Here is a 15958-nt window from a genome sequence, read left to right on the forward strand (position 1 = left end):
ATTAAGTATATGTAAAGTTTTTGTTAAGAATTCATTTTTTTCTTGCCTGTAATTTATTATTGTGGTAAAGAATTGGCTTTCTGTTTTCTGTTCTGTAAAATAAGAAAATACAATCAATTATAAAACATGAAGAGGAGAGTAAGGATGAGAGTTTCTCTATTTATCACCTGTCTATCGGATGTGTTTTTCCCCGGTGTTGGACAGAGTGTAGTCGAAGTGCTTGAAAGGCATGGAGCAGAGGTGGATTTTCCGCAGGATCAAACATGTTGCGGGCAGCCGGCTTATAATAGCGGTTATCATAAAGAAGCACGTGAAACAGCAAAGCATATGGTGAACGTATTCGCTGGCAGTGAGTATGTTGTATCACCATCAGGGTCTTGTGTAGCTATGCTTCGTCATTATTACCCTGAACTTTTACGGGATGAACCGGATTGGGCCGAGAAAGCACGTGATTTGGCCGGAAAAACGTATGAATTCTCCGAGTTTTTGATACGAATTATGAAGGTAGAGCAGGTAGACGCAAGTTTGTGTGCCAATGCTACTTATCATCATTCCTGTCACATGAGTCGCGGATTAGGGATTAAGGAAGAACCGACATCTCTTCTTTCCCAGGTGAAAGGATTAAACATGGAGGAGTTACCTTATTGCCAGGACTGCTGTGGATTTGGCGGTACATTCGCTACAAAAATGAGCACGATTTCCGAGGCGATGGTAGATGAGAAGGTGAAGCATATCGAAGCTACTGGTGCGAATGTGCTAATTGGCTCTGATATGGGATGTCTAATGAATATCGGCGGCCGCCTGCGTCGGACAGGCAAAGACATACAGGTTATGCACGTGGCGGAAGTTCTTGCGAGGGGGGGAGAAAAATGAGTGTACAGCCGCTTGAATTTTTCGGAAGGGTAGACAAAGCGTTAATCGATGAGCAATTGCGCAAAGCGGTGCCGTTCACCCAGGATCGGCTGCGCGACGGACGTTTTCAGGCAGCGAACGAGCTAGGTAATGTAGAGGAATGGCGGAATTTGGCGGCGCAAATCCGCATGCATACAATTGAAAATCTTGATAGTTATCTCGAACAATTGACCGATAATGTAGTACAGAACGGCGGACATGTACATTTTGCTTCCACTGCAGAAGATGCAGTAGCGCATGTACTGCGGATTACCAAAGAAAACAATGCTCGTTCCATTATTAAATCAAAATCAATGGTTTCCGAGGAAATTCATCTTAATAAGCATTTGGAGTCGGAAGGGTTACGTGTCATCGAATCGGACCTTGGAGAATACATCATCCAACTGGCCGGGGAGACACCGTCTCATCTTATCGCACCAGCCATCCATAAGACACGGGCGCAGGTGGCTGAATTGTTCTCTGATGTGGCTGGTCGTCCCCTATCCGACGAGACGACGGAATTATGCCAGTTTGCCCGTGAAGAATTGCGCCGCGAGTTCCTTGAAGCTGACATCGGAATATCCGGGTGTAATTTTGCCGTGGCGGAATCCGGTTCAGTTGTCCTGATTAGTAATGAGGGAAATGCTCGTCTTACTACGACACTTCCTAAAGTGCATATTGCCATTATGGGGATGGAACGACTTGTTCCTACATGGGAAGAACTTGATATTGTCGTCTCAATGTTGACGCGCAGTGCCACTGGACAGAAGATTAGTGTATATATGACCGCGATGAGTGGCCCGCGTCGCCCACAGGATATCGATGGACCGGAAGAGTTCCATCTTATTGTGCTTGACAACGGTCGTTCCGATATTCTTGGTACAGCGTATCAGGAAGTACTCAAGTGCATCCGATGTGGTGCCTGTCTGAATGTATGTCCGGTATATCGTCATATTGGTGGTCATGCATACGGCGGTGTATACAGTGGACCAATTGGCGCTGTATTAACACCGCTTCTGGAAGGATACGAGGAGTGGAAGGAACTGCCGTTTGCTTCTAGTCTGTGTGGTGCCTGTACTGAGGTATGCCCGGTAAAAATCCCGCTTCATGATCTGCTTATTGAACATCGAAAAGATGAAGTAGAACGTGGGCACGCTTCCTGGCAGGAGAAGTTAGCTTTTAAAGGATTTGGATACCTTACTACCCATTCTTCGCTGTATGATAAAGCGGTACGTGCTGGTCATATGGCAACCGGATGGCTGGCAACTGACGATGTTATTGAGAAAGGGCCAGGCCCGCTCGCTGGCTGGACAAGCGTGCGGGATTTACCGCGTCCGGCCAAGCAATCATTTAGGGAATGGTGGAAGAAAGAGAAGGAGGGTGGGACGCATGGCAACTAAAGAACGGGAAGCATTTTTGAACCGAATTGCTAGTAAGCTGGGGCGTCCACGACGCAGTGGTATAAAACCGCCAGACTGGGGAGCAAAGCCATATGTTCATCTGCATGAAAAATTGGATCAGGGAGGGCTAATACAGCAGTTTATTGAGAACTTGCGTATGCTACGAACAGAGGTGTTACATATATTTCCAGAAGAGATGGAATGGGCATTACAACAAATTTTTCAGGAAACACCTGCTCATTCGGTTGTATACTGGGACGATGAGCGTCTCCATACGCTTGGATTAAGCCAATTGCTTGATAAGCAGGGAGTTATACATCGGAGTTGGGATACGTCGGTGGATGAGCAAGAGCTGCGTAATGAAATAGCCGGAATCGAGATGGGGATTGCGTATGCGGAGCTAGGCTTATCGGAGACGGGAACGGTTATGCTATGGAACGGTGGAGGCCGGGGCCGCCTTGTCAGCTTGCTTCCTCCCGTATTTGTCGTCGTGCTATCGGATAGGACAATTGTGCCCCGTTTGACCGAGGCTGCGGCATATGTACATGAGAAGGTGCCAGGTGGTCTTCCTGCATGCTTGAACTTTATTACTGGTCCGAGCCGAACAGGCGATATTGAAATGGATTTGGCTTTTGGTGTACATGGACCCGGGAAAGTACATGTCATTTTACTAAAGGAATAGCTAAACAATAAGAACGGAGCTATAGAATAAAACTTCCATCAGCAGGTAGCGATTGCCTACCGGATCGGGGTAAATGGAAAGGATGCGACATACTATGATTCACCAGGCGGCCGTTTGTCTTTTCTGTGGAAAAGGGACGAGCGGCAATACCCGTGAGTTTTTCTTGGATCATTTATACACAGGAAAGGAGAAAAGAAATGGAGTGGTGGCTTGGATATTTGCTGGTCGCAAATCTAGTAGGTTGGTTGTTGATGGGAATCGATAAGAGGAAAGCCCAAAGACATGCATGGCGCATTAGGGAAAGCACATTATTTGCTGTAGCGTTGGTAGGTGGTGCGGCGGGAAGTCTTGCAGGCATGTATATGTTCCGGCATAAGACACGCCATGCGCGTTTCGTTTGGGGCATCCCTTTTATTTTATTAGTAGAATTCATTCTTTTATTGACGTACGGAAGAAGTTTACGATACTGAGGGAGAAGATGTGAAGAGAAAATTTATAATGCGCATGTTTGTTGTATTAGTTGGATGTATTATATTGGCCTTTTTGACATACAGGCCGGTTTTAAATGGGATGGCGCAGTATTTAGTTTATCCAGATGTAAAGAAGCCGAGTGACTTCATTGTTTTGCTTGGTGGAGAGACGGACGGTCAGCGGACGCGTAAAGCAGTTGAGCTGTACAGAGAGGGGTTGGCTCCTAAGATTATTGTTTCTTCCGGCGCACGTATTTCCTGGCGTACAACAGAGAGTAAAGAGATGGTAGCACTCCTGAAACAGCTACATGTTCCAGACAGTGATATTATTCTTGAACAAAGATCACGCAGTACGTATGAGAATGCATTGTATACGAAGGAGATAGTGGAGGGTCAAATATTGCGTAATAAGCGCATTACGCTTGTAACCGATGACTGGCATACACGCCGCTCTATGTATGTCTTCCGTCAAGCATTTGCCGCAACTGATATTGAAATCCATAGTGTAGGCTCTCATTCACTGGAAAAGGTTCAACTGACCGATTGGTGGCGAGATCATGAGAGCATGCAGACTATATTAAGTGAATGGGCGCGTTTGGTTGTGTATGTTATTAAGTATTGAGGACAATGCTTAATTTTTCCGACCGCTCCCGTCCACCGTTTCTTACCTCCCACCAAAAAAATGTGCCGATTTATCAAATCAGATGTATATAGGAATGTGAAATAACCTAGTGATATAGTTAACTTCTGTATTAAATAACAATTACATAAAAAAGCGAGCGGACAAAACGGGTCTGCTCGCTTTTTCATCTTCTTTTCATAATTACCGACTGTTTTTATGTTCAATTAGATTGGCCTGTATAAGCACTTCGAAATGTAGCTGTTTTGTTTCTTCAGCAAACTCGATTTCAATTATTTTCGAATTTATGCAGCGAATGGTTCCTTCACCGAACTCTTGATGAATGACCACATCTTCCGGTGAATAGTCAGTCATGCGGCGTCTTAGTTCTAAGAGGTTCATCGTATCCCTCCTATTATCAAGGTAGTGTTTTGACTTTACCTCAAAAAACAAAGTTGAAAACAAAAAAAGTTAAAATTATATCGTATGTAATGGATCGCATACTGAATACCCCAGGCATTTGTAAAATTTGATAAGATGAAATTAAATTCAATAGGAAAGGAAGATTCGATGAATGAATATGGAATTTATCAGGTCACAATTCCCCTCCCGTTTCGTCTAAATCATGTTCATTGTTATCTGGCACAGCATAATGATGCATGGACCGTTATTGATACTGGTTTGAACCGGGATATGACCCGTGAAACATGGCAAACAGCATTTCAAGAACATGGTATCAAGCCACAGGATGTAGAAAATATCATTCTTACCCATTACCACCCCGATCACTTCGGCTATGCAGGAGGAATGCAGGAGTGGACCGGTGCAGACGTATATATAAGTGATAAATCCAAGGAGCGTGCGCTTTTTTCATGGACGGCAGAGAATTTTGCGTATAATCGGCAATTTTATCTTGCTGCCGGCATGCCGGACACAGTAGTGGAGCAACTTGGAGAAAATGATGATATGTTCTATAAATTAGTGAGACCGTTTCCAAAACAGACGAAACCGATAGTTGAGGGGGGGACATACCGTATCGGCGAACTGGTCTACGAAGCAATACATACCCCGGGACACGCGGAAGGTCACATGTGCTTTTATAATAAAGAAGAAAAAGTATTGCTGGCAGGCGACCATCTGCTGAAGAAAATTTCACCGAATATTTCTTATCATGGGCATGGGGATTCAAATCCGCTGCATACGTATCTTACGTCTCTCGAAAAAATAAAGGCGCTTGATATTGTGCTTGTCATTCCTGGTCATGGACCTGTATTTACGGAGGCACAGGAGCGAATTGAGGAATTAGTTCGCCATCACGAAGAACGCCTGGCGTTTGTGCTTGATGTATTAGACAGCGAAATGACGGCATATGAGATCTCCCAAAAACTGTTCTCACATGTTCTAACAGTGCATGAACAGCGTTTCGCCATCGGGGAAACGCTTGCCCATCTGAATTATTTAGAGGAAAAAGGAGAAATTGCGGTCTATCGTGACTCTGTACCGCATACATATAGAAAGCTATGACTAACGAAGTAGAAGCATAAAAATATATAGCTCAGGCGGTGACTATCGCAATTCCGGGTTCGCATGGTTAAAAAGGCATTAGTTTACATGTTCACGTCTTATTTTGTTTATCTTTTTTTCCGGTGGGTAAATACAATAGTAGTGTTCGTTTTGTTCGTATTATCCACATAAGGAAAGGGGACGAGAAAGAGTGAAGAAAAAAGTCCTGTTTATTTCTGATCATGGAGATCCTCTGGCAAAGCTTGGAGGTGTGCAATCGGGCGGTCAAAATAACTATGTTCGTCAATTGGCTCTGGCATTGGAAAAACAGGGAGCGAAAGTGGATGTTGTTACTCATTGGTGCGATGTGGAAGCGCCCCGTACGGAAGCATTCGGGGAACATTGTCGTGTTATCCGCATTGCAGCGGGACATAAGGGATTCGTATCCAAGAACGAGATGCATGATATGCTTCCGGCGTTTTACGCCGAGATGAAGAAATTACTTCCGCTTCATACGTATGATATCGTCCATACTCATTATTGGTTGTCCGGTTTGTTAGGTAAAGAACTGGAAAAAGAATACGGATTGCCTTTTGTTCATACTTCTCACTCATTAGGCATTGCCAAGCAGAAGGCGACAGGAATTCGCGATGAAATCCGCCTGAATGCGGAAAAGGAAATTATGAGTATTGCCAATGGAATCGTTGCAACTACAAACAACGAAAGAAACCTGATTTGTGAATTTGTATCTTCACCGGCGCCCATTTCAGTTATCCCGATTGGCGTTGCAACTTCCTTTCAAGCACGTTATAATCGGCCGCAACTACGTAAGCAGCTAGGATATAGCGGTCCGCTGCTCGTATTTGCAGGAAGATTGGAAGAAACAAAAGGGATTTATGAGTTGTTTGATGCTTTTCGTGTGCTAATTGAACGAAGGGACGCACCAAGGAATACAAAGCTAGTAATAGCAGGTGGGCAGTTGGAAGCTATTGACATAGATAAAAGGCAACCACTGAATGAAAAACTCAAACAGGCAATTCAAGGCATGGAACATTATATTGAATTTGTCGGCCCAAAATGTCAGGAAGAGCTGGCGCTATTGTTTAATGCTGCAACAGCCACCATTGTTCCTTCCTACTATGAATCATTCGGCATGGTTGCCGCGGAAGCGCAGGCATGCGGCAGTCCGGTTATCGCCTCCCGTGTGGGCGGCTTGCAAAATGTCGTAAACGATGGAGAGACGGGTCTTCTGGTAGAACCCCAAAATGCCGAAGACTTATCGCTTGCGATAGAGGCGCTCGTTACAAACAACTTACTTGCGCAGCGATTGGGTAAGCAGGCGACACGGTTGGCGAAGCGCGATTACCAGTGGCCGGCGATTTCCGAAAGAATTAATGGTGTATATGAGGAGGTTCTGGCTAATGCTACAGAGCGTGACGCATCTTTTGGCTACCGACTTGGACGGGACGCTGGTTGGTGATGAAGCGGCGCTTCTTGCCCTGCTTCATTACTACAGCGAACAGCCATATAATGTAGCCCTTATTTATAGTACAGGCCGGCACCTTCGTTCGGCCCTTTCTTTATTGGATAAGGAAAATTTGCCACATCCAGATATTTTAATTACGGATGTGGGAACGGAGATTTATTATGGAGACAATTTACGTCCGGATGAGGAATGGCAACGCCGTATCGAGGCACAATGGAGCCCAGCGGAGATTAAGCGGATTGCCCTCGCTTGCGAAGGGCTTGTTCCGCAGGATATTCCTGTGCACCATCGGCTTTCCTACACAATTCAGGATATTGGTTCCGTCGTGAGGCTTGAAGCTGGCTTAAATGAAGCAGGAATTCCTCATAAGCTAATTGTGAGCAGCGGACGTGATGTTGATATTCTGCCGCCTGTGAGTGGAAAAGGAGAAGCCTTGCGGTATGTACTGAAGACGCATGGCTTGTGTGACGCCAATGTACTGGTAGCAGGAGACTCGGGAAACGATTATGAGATGATTACGCTTGGATATCCTGCGGTTATTGTGGGCAATGCGCAGCAGGAATTGCTCGCACTGGAAGAGCATCCACTTATTTTTCGGGCCAAGAAAGCTTGCGCCGGCGGCATTCATGAGGCGTGGGAACATTTCTATGGTATAAAAAACAGTGCCTCCCTTTTATAGGGGCGCACTGTTTTTTCATAGGGGGGATGCGATTATACAAAAAAGGCGCCTTTCAATGAAGCAAGGCGCCTTTTCCAGTATTGTGAATCGTGGCAGCGACGATTTCGAGAACATCGCGCCGGTTAAGTGAGCGTAAGCCATCCCGCAGCACAATGGATACGTTCAATTCTTCTTCCGTTAGAACATGCTGGGCTTCGGGCATAACCGTGCTAATGATTTCTTCTAGTCTTACTGTTTCCACGGACATCACCTCGTTCAATCAGTATTGGTCATACTTTAGAACAACGGACTTCTTCTATCCAGATGCTGCCGGGTAACGCAATGTCCAGTAGAGATGGACGAGAACTATAGAAACATATTTATATTATACCACAATGTTAATCGTTTATTCTTCTAGGAAAGAATGGAACAAGGAAGAATGCTGATTATGTGTGAAAAACCCGGGAGTTCCCGGGTTTTTGTCTTACTTATGAATACTACTCGGCCTTTGGTGCCGCTTGTCTAATGTTCTCTGGCATATCAGAGAATGTCTCGAAATTCTTCACAAACAGAGATGCAAGTTTAGTCGCTTGAGCGTCATAAGCCTCTTTATCTGCCCATGTATTACGCGGATCGAGGATTTCTGAAGGTACGCCAGGGCAGTTTTTCGGCATCAGGACGCCGAATACTGGATGTGCCGTGAATTCTTCTTTATCAAGTTCATGGTTTAGCGCTGCAGTGATCATCGCGCGTGTATATGGCAGATTCATGCGTTTGCCGATACCATATGGGCCACCAGACCAGCCGGTATTAACGAGATAGACCTGTGCATTGTGCTTATCAATTTTCTCACCTAGCATTTCCGCATACACACGCGGAGGAAGCGGGAGAAACGGAGCGCCGAAGCAGGTGGAGAATGTTGCCTCCGGCTCGGTTACACCACGTTCTGTTCCAGCCAGTTTGCTAGTGTAACCAGACAGGAAGTGGAACATCGCTTGTTCTTTGGTTAGTTTTGCGATTGGCGGCAATACGCCGAATGCATCAGCTGTCAGAAAGATAACTACATTCGGGTGTCCGGCCACGCTCGGAATCAGCGCATTTGGAATATAGTGAAGCGGATACGCTGCCCGGGTATTTTCAGTTAGGCTGTTATCATCATAATCGGCTACGTGCGTATTTTCATCGATGACTACATTCTCAAGTACAGAACCGAATCGAATGGCATTAAAAATTTCAGGTTCTTTTTCAGCGGATAGGTTAATACATTTTGCATAGCAGCCGCCTTCGATATTGAATACACCATCGTCAGACCAGCCGTGTTCATCATCTCCGATTAGCTGCCGATCTGGATCGGCGGACAATGTTGTTTTTCCTGTACCTGACAGTCCAAAGAACAGAGCTACATCACCATCTTTGCCCATATTTGCCGAGCAGTGCATAGATAGTACATTTTGTTCGGGCAACAGATAGTTCATAACGGAGAAGATGGACTTCTTCATTTCACCTGCATAACGCGTACCACCAATAAGCACCACTTTTTTCGCGAAGTTCACAATGATGAAGGTCTCTGAATTTGTACCGTGAATTTTAGGATCTGCTTCGAACGTTGGAGCGCTGATAACCGTAAATTGAGCCTCATGCGTTTTCAGTTCTTCTTCGGTTGGGCGAATGAAAAGCTGGTGTACGAACAGATTATGCCAGGCGAATTCGTTCACTATGCGAATTGGTAGGCGATAGCGTTTGTCGGCGCCGGCGAAACCGTCGAATACGATCAATTCTTTTTTATCCAGATAGTTAATTACATCCTGGTACAGCTTATCGAATTTTTCTTCTGAAATCGGCTGGTTTACGGAACCCCATTCAATTTTATCGTGTACGGAAGGCTCATCTACAATAAATTTGTCTTTTGGAGAACGTCCCGTGTATTTTCCAGTTTTTGCTGTGATAGCACCTGTGGAAGTCAGCTCGCTCCGTTTGCGAAGGACTGCTATTTCAACAAGCTTTGCCACAGATAAATTAAAGTGAACATTCTCTCCGTTGAGAATATCCTTCAATTCCTTGTTTGTTTGAGTCTCCATTTTCCCTATCCTTTCCTGAGTTTCTTTACCTCACTTCGAAAGATTAGTATGTCACTTATATAGTGATTAGTATGACTTAATAATAGTATGCTTTCCTTTGTTCTGCAACCTTTCCTTGCAAATTTACTAAAAAACCGACATTTTGTTAAGCGCTTTTTAAGTGAATATTAATGAAATGATAAGAGAACAAGGTTATTTGAAAGGAATAGTTTGTATTCGATAGAATATTACAAATAATGAGCTTATCTTTCATTTTTCACCGAATTTTTTTTATGGTAGGATAATTTTACAATTGAATATTCATCGTGGCACCATTACCCAGCCAAGTACTTGGATCTAGTCACCTTAGTTCTTGTGAGTGCATAACAAGAAGGAGGAAGAAGAGTGCTGAGGAATAAAAAATTGTCTGGTGTTTCAAAGCCGATGAGTCTGGTAGAAGAGATTTTTGGGCAACAAGGTTTTCAACGTAGGGGCAGTAAGGAAGAACCTGTATTTCGGATGAATATGCATGATACTTCAACAAGCCAAACGTACGCATTGGAGATTCCGTTTAAGGAGGAAGGAAACGAATCCCAGCGTTTTGCCCGTTTCGGTGAACCGTATGTCGCCGTTAGCTCATCTTCTGCTATGCGCAATGGAGGGACCGATGACATGATTCCGCGCTCAATTTCCTGGGCAGCAGAAAGCAAAGTGGCAGAGGTAGCGGATTACTTGGCAACGTCTTATCGCTCCAATCATATATAGGATAACAAAATTTATACAATTATATGTACGGAAAACCCCTCTGTAATGTTGAGGGGTTTTTTCAATATAAGTGAATGGTAATAAATTTAAATTGAGAATGGCGGGGAAAAGTCATGAGGATTTACCGTGAGATGTGGCCGGTGGAGAATGAGAGGGGATGCATTGTTATCGTACATGGAGCAGGCGAGTATTTCGTTCGTTATCATTGGCTGGCAAATAAATTGAACGAAGCCGGATATTCCGTAATCGGCGGAGATTTGCCTGGATTGGGGCGGTCGGAAGGAAGAAAGGGCCATATTGGCCGCTTTGAAGAGTACTATGCCGCTCTAGACGAATGGCTCATGGAAGCAAGGCGAAGACAACGTCCTCTTTTCCTGCTAGGGCATAGTATGGGTGGTTTAATTGTTACAAGATATGTGGAAACGGCCCAACCGGATGTGGACGGTATTATTCTTTCATCGCCCTGTTTGGGGCTTTCACGCCGGATTTCGCCCACGCTTGCCGGGATAGCTTCCATATTGAACAAGGTATTGCCTGCCCTTCGTTTATCGGCTGGAATTAAGGCTGATGAAGTTAGCAGGGATCGAGATGTTACACTTAACTATGCGGAAGATCCGTATATTACGACAAAGGTGAGTGTGCGTTGGTACAAAGAGATGGAAAAAGCAATGAGATTGGCGGAGGAGGAGGCTAATAGATACCCTGATGTGCCTACGCTAGTCATGCAGGCAGGAGCAGATAAAATCGTGAATGCGGCAACAACGAAAGCATGGGCGAAAAAGCTTCCCCTGTCTGTAAAACAATACATAGAGTGGTCTGAGTGTTACCATGAAATTTTTAATGAGCCGGAAAAGGAAGAAGTAGTTGAAACGATGATAGGCTGGATGAGAAACATACATTATTGTTAACTATAGTTAAGTTGCACTTCTTTTTTCTTATTTCAACCTACGAAAGAATGCCTATTTATCAAAGCATATTTATATAGTGTGAAAGCAGGTGGTATTAAGGAAATGTTGCAAAGAAAACACTTGCATAAACCTGAAAACTCGATTATCGTTGTTTTAGCTATAGGCGAAAAATAATAGATTGCTAGTCTAGGAAAGCTGGAGGTGCGAGACTCCTATATGTCAGAGGAATTATCTCGTCAAGCGAGCCGTGCTAAAAAGAGCGGTCGCAAAACGAACCGGAAACGAAAGTGGATTATCATTCTTGCCGTTATTTTGTTTATTGTTGGAGGTCCGGTAACCTTCGCTTATTTGAAAACACAGGACGTCTTCAATAAAATCCATTCGAAAGCGGAACCTTCTAGTTCCAAGGCCGGAGTAGCTAAAGCGGAAACTACTTATATGTCAGACAAGCCCATATCACTCGTGCTGCTTGGTTTGGATGGGCGCGGCCAATACGGCGGTAACTTAACAGATGTTATGTTGATTATGACGCTGAACCCCAAGACGAAAAAGGTTACGATGCTTTCAATTCCACGTGATACGCGGGCAGTGATCCCAGGTGAAACGAACGATCAGAAGATTAATTTCGTGTATAAGCGTGGAGAGATGCTGCGTGAAAAAGCGGAACAAAACGGTGAAGAGCCGGAAGAAACCGGACCTTCCCTTGTGAAGAAAACGCTGCAAAGTATATATGGTATTCCGGTTGATAACTACATAACCATTGATTTTGAAGGTTTCCGACAGGGCATCGATGCGCTCGGTGGTGTGGAGATTAATGTAGACCGTAAGCTTGTATATAATGATCCAACAGATGGTACAAGCATTAACTTGAATCCAGGGCTTCAGACGCTTAATGGAAAACAAGCACTTGATTTTGTACGTCACCGTCACGATGATCGCGGTTTGAAGTACTATTCCACGGACTATGAGCGCAATGATCGTCAGGTTGCTGTTATTGAGGCTGCAATGGAGAAGATGAAGTCGTTTGCTGGTCTGGCCAGTTTCTTTAAAGTGATGGATGCAGTCGGCGAAAATGTTAAAACCGACCTGTCGCTTGAACAGATGAAAGCATTGGCTATGACATTCGGTAAGTTAGATGGTTCTGCGGTTGTAAAGCTAGAGAATACAGGTGCTTACTGGGATGCGGATACAAGCCGCACACTTATTCCACAGGAAACGATGGACAAGAACCGCTTAGCGTTGCAGGAATCGATAGGACTTGATGCTTCTACTGTTACTGGATATAATGATTCGCCTTCGGGCGGTCGGAGCCATGCTAAAAAAGCGCCTGATTCGACGGATACAGAAGACAAGAAAGAAAGACATAAAACAACAAACAAAGTGGAGAAGGGTGAAAGTAGTAAGAGTGTAAAAAAGGAAACACGGCATACCGATGAGGAAGAACCGAAAAAATCTGTGAAAAAGAAAAAATCTGAAGAGGAAAAAACGGAAGAGAAGAACACCAATGAGAAGAACATCAACGAACGCAAAAGCTCATCTGATAAGAAAAGTACAAATAAAAAGGATTCCGAACTTCTTGACCCGGATAAACCGGTAAGTGAGAGTGTAAGCACTGGAGAAAAGGAGAGTAGTCGAACGATTGCACCTACTCCTCCTGAATCACCGAAAGCGCCTGAATCACCAAAGACACCAAGTACGAGAGTGGAGACAGACAACAAATAGAAAACGGATAAACAAAGCGGTATGGAGTTATATTCCATACCGCTTTGTTATGGATTAAGAAAGTACCGCTTGAAAAACTTGCGAGACACAGTTAAATGTTGCTTTTTATTCCGGAGCAGCCGCATTAATGGACTCTCCTCTGGTCATATCAAGAAGCTTACTATATGAGACAGGGAGCAACGATTCAGGAATGCCAGCCGCCGTATAGACGATATCGAACCGCTGCAGCGACTCATCGATAAAAATAGGAACTTCTTGCAGCAGGGCAAACGGACAGACTGCACCTACCTGAAAGCCTGTGACCTGTAGTACTTCTTCCGGTGATGCCATCTTTGGCTTTTTTCCGCCCAGACATTTTTTCACTTGTTTTGGATGGATGCGAATATCACCAGCTGCGACAAACAGACCGTAGACATCATTAGAACGAAATAAGATGGACTTGGCGATTTGGGCTACTTCTACACCTAATGCTTGTGCTGCTTCCTCAGATGTTTTCAACGCTTCCTCATAGATGATTGGTTCCATATTTGTATCAAATTTCTGTACATGCTTTCGTACGCGTTCAAGAGGGCTTGCAATGGACATTTAATCACGCTCCTGTTATTGTAATAGCGCCCCTTTTCTTTATAAGAAAAGGGGCGCTTTGTTTACGTTACACGTTTGCGCCAAATTTAGCTTGCTTGGCGGCGCGCTCGCGGTCTGATTTTTTCAAGTGCTTTTTCCGCAATCGGATTGACTCTGGTGTGATTTCGCAGTATTCATCGTCGTCAAGGTATTCAAGAGCTTCTTCCAACGTCATCAGACGTGGTGTTTTTAGTTTGACTGTTTCATCCTTTGTTGCAGAGCGTACGTTGGTCGCATGCTTTTCTTTACAGATGTTGACGACAAGGTCGTTATCGCGATTGTGTTCACCGACGATCATGCCCTCATAAATTTCAGTACCGGGATTAACGAATAGAATTCCGCGATCCTCAACGCTTAGCATACCGTACATCGTGGCGCTTCCATCAATCATGGAGACAAGCACACCTGCACGACGACCGCCTACAGTACCGGAAACAAGCGGGCGATAGCTATCGAAAGAATGGTTTAGGATGCCGTATCCGCGTGTTTGAGTCAGAAACTCGGTACGGTAACCGATAAGCCCGCGCGAAGGAATTAAGAACTCCAGACGAACAGAGCCAAAACCGTTGTTGATCATGTTTACCATTTCCGCTTTACGCGCACCAAGCGATTCCATCACTGCACCGGTGTATTCTTCCGGAATATCGATAATGAGTCGTTCAGTCGGCTCGGATTTAACGCCGTCGATTTCGCGCACGATAACTTCCGGTTTGGATACTTGCAGTTCGTAGCCTTCACGGCGCATATTTTCGATAAGGATGGACAAATGAAGTTCTCCGCGGCCAGACACCGTGTATTGCTCAGGCGTTACTTCATCTACGCGCAGACTGACGTCTGTTTCCAATTCTGCCATCAAGCGTTCGCGCAGTTTTCGGGATGTAACATGCTTTCCTTCACGACCGGCAAACGGGCTGTTGTTGACGAGAAATGACATTTGTAGCGTCGGCTCATCAATCGTGAGCGGTGGCAGTGCTTCAGGTGTTTCCGTATCAGCAATTGTATCGCTAACGTTAATATCGTCTACACCCGCAATGGCAATAATATCGCCGGATTTCGCTTCTTCAATTTCAATGCGCTTTAATCCGCTGAAGCCGAATAGCTTGTTTATCCGTACCTGTTTGATGGAACCGTCGCGTTTGATTTGAGCTACAGTATCCCCTTTGCGGATGGTGCCACGGTGAATGCGGCCAATACCAATACGGCCCATGTATTCATTGTAATCAAGCATTGTTACTTGGAATTGTAGAGGTGCTTCGAACTCACCTCCAGGGCCTGGAATATGTTCGACGATTGTATCGAACAGCGCACGCAGGTCATTATCCTGCTTGTCTGGATCCATACTTGCCGTTCCATTAATACCGGAAGCGTAGATGACCGGGAAGTCAAGCTGTTCTTCCGTCGCGTCCAAATCAATGAACAAATCATACACTTCATCTACAACTTCCGCTGGTCGGGCATTTTCCCGGTCAATTTTATTAATGACAAGAATGGGTGTTACCTTCTGTTCAAGGGCTTTTTTCAACACGAAACGTGTCTGTGGCATACAGCCTTCGAATGCATCTACAACAAGCAGTACGCCGTCCACCATTTTCATAATACGTTCCACTTCGCCACCGAAGTCTGCGTGGCCCGGTGTATCCATAATATTGATGGTGAAGTCTTTGTACTTCACTGCTGTATTTTTCGCGAGAATAGTAATTCCGCGTTCTCTCTCTAAATCGTTGGAATCCATCATCCGTTCTTGTACCTGTTCATGTGCACGGAAAGTACCGGCTTGGATTAGCATCTTGTCCACCAACGTCGTTTTACCATGATCGACGTGGGCAATAATCGCAATGTTGCGCAAATCGTTGCGTAAATTCATAAAGAATGAATGCTCCCTTCAAAGTTCCCCGTTGATTGGGGTGTTGCGTGTAGGTTCATTATATCATGCACCTTTTGGATGATAAAACTATGCAACATTCTCATCATAATGCTTTTTACCCGTTTGCCGCAAGAGGATTATAGAAGCAAAAAAAAGCCTATCGGATAAATCCGGTAGGCAAGGAGGTTAGAGTATATAACCTGGGGGGTTCACTATATAGCATACGGGAAGGGATGTAAAAAGGTTTCAACTATTTGCATGTATGTTAACACACACCTGTTGATTATCCATAAGGTAGAAGAAAGAAGG

16 protein-coding genes are annotated in these 15958 nt (G+C 44.7%); 11 read left to right on the plus strand and 5 right to left on the minus strand.

What is annotated here, in order from left to right; translation table 11 throughout:
• Positions 1-144 precede the first annotated feature (144 nt).
• The 5 genes from HMPREF0083_RS04250 to HMPREF0083_RS04270 all read left to right on the plus strand — a co-directional run bounded on the left by HMPREF0083_RS04250 (position 145) and on the right by HMPREF0083_RS04270 (position 4065).
• Positions 145-873, plus strand: coding sequence for a (Fe-S)-binding protein (locus HMPREF0083_RS04250; RefSeq protein ID WP_040301453.1), 729 nt, complete (start codon positions 145-147; stop codon positions 871-873).
• Positions 870-2291 carry a LutB/LldF family L-lactate oxidation iron-sulfur protein gene (locus HMPREF0083_RS04255; RefSeq protein ID WP_021619835.1) on the plus strand — a complete coding sequence of 474 codons (1422 nt, stop codon included), beginning with the start codon at positions 870-872 and terminating at the stop codon, positions 2289-2291. Before HMPREF0083_RS04250 ends, HMPREF0083_RS04255 begins: the two co-directional genes overlap by 4 nt.
• A complete protein-coding gene (locus tag HMPREF0083_RS04260; protein ID WP_021619836.1) occupies positions 2281-2973 on the plus strand; it encodes a LutC/YkgG family protein in 693 nt (230 codons plus the stop codon). The genes HMPREF0083_RS04255 and HMPREF0083_RS04260 overlap by 11 nt, the downstream gene beginning before the upstream one ends.
• A 197-nt stretch (positions 2974-3170) precedes the next feature.
• Positions 3171-3443 (plus strand): DUF1294 domain-containing protein, encoded by a 273-nt coding sequence (locus HMPREF0083_RS04265; RefSeq protein WP_040301454.1) that lies wholly within the window; start codon positions 3171-3173, stop codon positions 3441-3443.
• Between the two features lie 28 nt (positions 3444-3471).
• Positions 3472-4065, plus strand: a complete 594-nt coding sequence (locus HMPREF0083_RS04270) for a YdcF family protein (protein WP_021619838.1) — start codon at positions 3472-3474, stop codon at positions 4063-4065.
• A 201-nt stretch (positions 4066-4266) separates the two neighbouring features.
• On the opposite strand, the gene HMPREF0083_RS04275 is transcribed toward HMPREF0083_RS04270, so the two are convergent.
• Positions 4267-4464, minus strand: coding sequence for a hypothetical protein (locus tag HMPREF0083_RS04275; RefSeq protein WP_040301456.1), 198 nt, complete (start codon positions 4462-4464; stop codon positions 4267-4269).
• 168 nt (positions 4465-4632) lie between these two features.
• Between HMPREF0083_RS04275 and HMPREF0083_RS04280 the strand changes: the two genes are divergently transcribed.
• The 3 genes from HMPREF0083_RS04280 to HMPREF0083_RS04290 all read left to right on the plus strand — a co-directional run bounded on the left by HMPREF0083_RS04280 (position 4633) and on the right by HMPREF0083_RS04290 (position 7730).
• Positions 4633-5586, plus strand: a complete 954-nt coding sequence (locus HMPREF0083_RS04280; RefSeq protein ID WP_040301458.1) for an MBL fold metallo-hydrolase — start codon at positions 4633-4635, stop codon at positions 5584-5586.
• Positions 5587-5776: 190 nt separating this feature from the next.
• Positions 5777-7045, plus strand: a complete 1269-nt coding sequence (locus HMPREF0083_RS04285; protein WP_021619841.1) for a glycosyltransferase — start codon at positions 5777-5779, stop codon at positions 7043-7045.
• Positions 6987-7730: an HAD-IIB family hydrolase gene (locus HMPREF0083_RS04290; protein ID WP_040301460.1), complete on the plus strand. Its 744-nt coding sequence runs from the start codon at positions 6987-6989 to the stop codon at positions 7728-7730. Before HMPREF0083_RS04285 ends, HMPREF0083_RS04290 begins: the two co-directional genes overlap by 59 nt.
• A 52-nt stretch (positions 7731-7782) precedes the next feature.
• On the opposite strand, the gene HMPREF0083_RS04295 is transcribed toward HMPREF0083_RS04290, so the two are convergent.
• Together HMPREF0083_RS04295 and pckA are read right to left on the minus strand one after the other, a co-directional pair.
• Complete coding sequence (locus HMPREF0083_RS04295) at positions 7783-7971, minus strand: hypothetical protein (protein ID WP_051354527.1); 189 nt, start codon at positions 7969-7971, stop codon at positions 7783-7785.
• Positions 7972-8206: 235 nt separating this feature from the next.
• Positions 8207-9787 carry a phosphoenolpyruvate carboxykinase (ATP) gene (gene pckA, locus HMPREF0083_RS04300; RefSeq protein WP_021619844.1) on the minus strand — a complete coding sequence of 527 codons (1581 nt, stop codon included), beginning with the start codon at positions 9785-9787 and terminating at the stop codon, positions 8207-8209.
• A gap of 384 nt (positions 9788-10171) precedes the next feature.
• On the opposite strand from pckA, the gene HMPREF0083_RS04305 reads away from it, so the two are divergent.
• The 3 genes from HMPREF0083_RS04305 to HMPREF0083_RS04315 all read left to right on the plus strand — a co-directional run bounded on the left by HMPREF0083_RS04305 (position 10172) and on the right by HMPREF0083_RS04315 (position 13161).
• Entirely contained in the window at positions 10172-10531 is a 360-nt protein-coding gene (locus HMPREF0083_RS04305; protein ID WP_040301461.1) for a hypothetical protein, read from the plus strand.
• Positions 10532-10644: 113 nt separating this feature from the next.
• The gene (locus HMPREF0083_RS04310) at positions 10645-11439 is read left to right on the plus strand and encodes an alpha/beta hydrolase (protein WP_021619846.1); all 795 of its coding nucleotides are present in this window, start codon (positions 10645-10647) and stop codon (positions 11437-11439) included.
• A 216-nt stretch (positions 11440-11655) separates the two neighbouring features.
• The gene (locus tag HMPREF0083_RS04315; protein WP_021619847.1) at positions 11656-13161 is read left to right on the plus strand and encodes an LCP family protein; all 1506 of its coding nucleotides are present in this window, start codon (positions 11656-11658) and stop codon (positions 13159-13161) included.
• Positions 13162-13266: 105 nt separating this feature from the next.
• Here HMPREF0083_RS04315 and HMPREF0083_RS04320 read toward each other — a convergent pair whose 3' ends face one another.
• Both HMPREF0083_RS04320 and typA read right to left on the minus strand, forming a co-directional pair.
• Positions 13267-13746, minus strand: a complete 480-nt coding sequence (locus HMPREF0083_RS04320) for a YbaK/EbsC family protein (RefSeq protein WP_021619848.1) — start codon at positions 13744-13746, stop codon at positions 13267-13269.
• Positions 13747-13813: 67 nt separating this feature from the next.
• Positions 13814-15649 carry a translational GTPase TypA gene (typA, locus tag HMPREF0083_RS04325; protein ID WP_021619849.1) on the minus strand — a complete coding sequence of 612 codons (1836 nt, stop codon included), beginning with the start codon at positions 15647-15649 and terminating at the stop codon, positions 13814-13816.
• Between the last annotated feature and the right edge of the window lie 309 nt (positions 15650-15958).

This window comes from Aneurinibacillus aneurinilyticus ATCC 12856, assembly GCF_000466385.1.
GTDB lineage: Bacteria > Bacillota > Bacilli > Aneurinibacillales > Aneurinibacillaceae > Aneurinibacillus > Aneurinibacillus aneurinilyticus.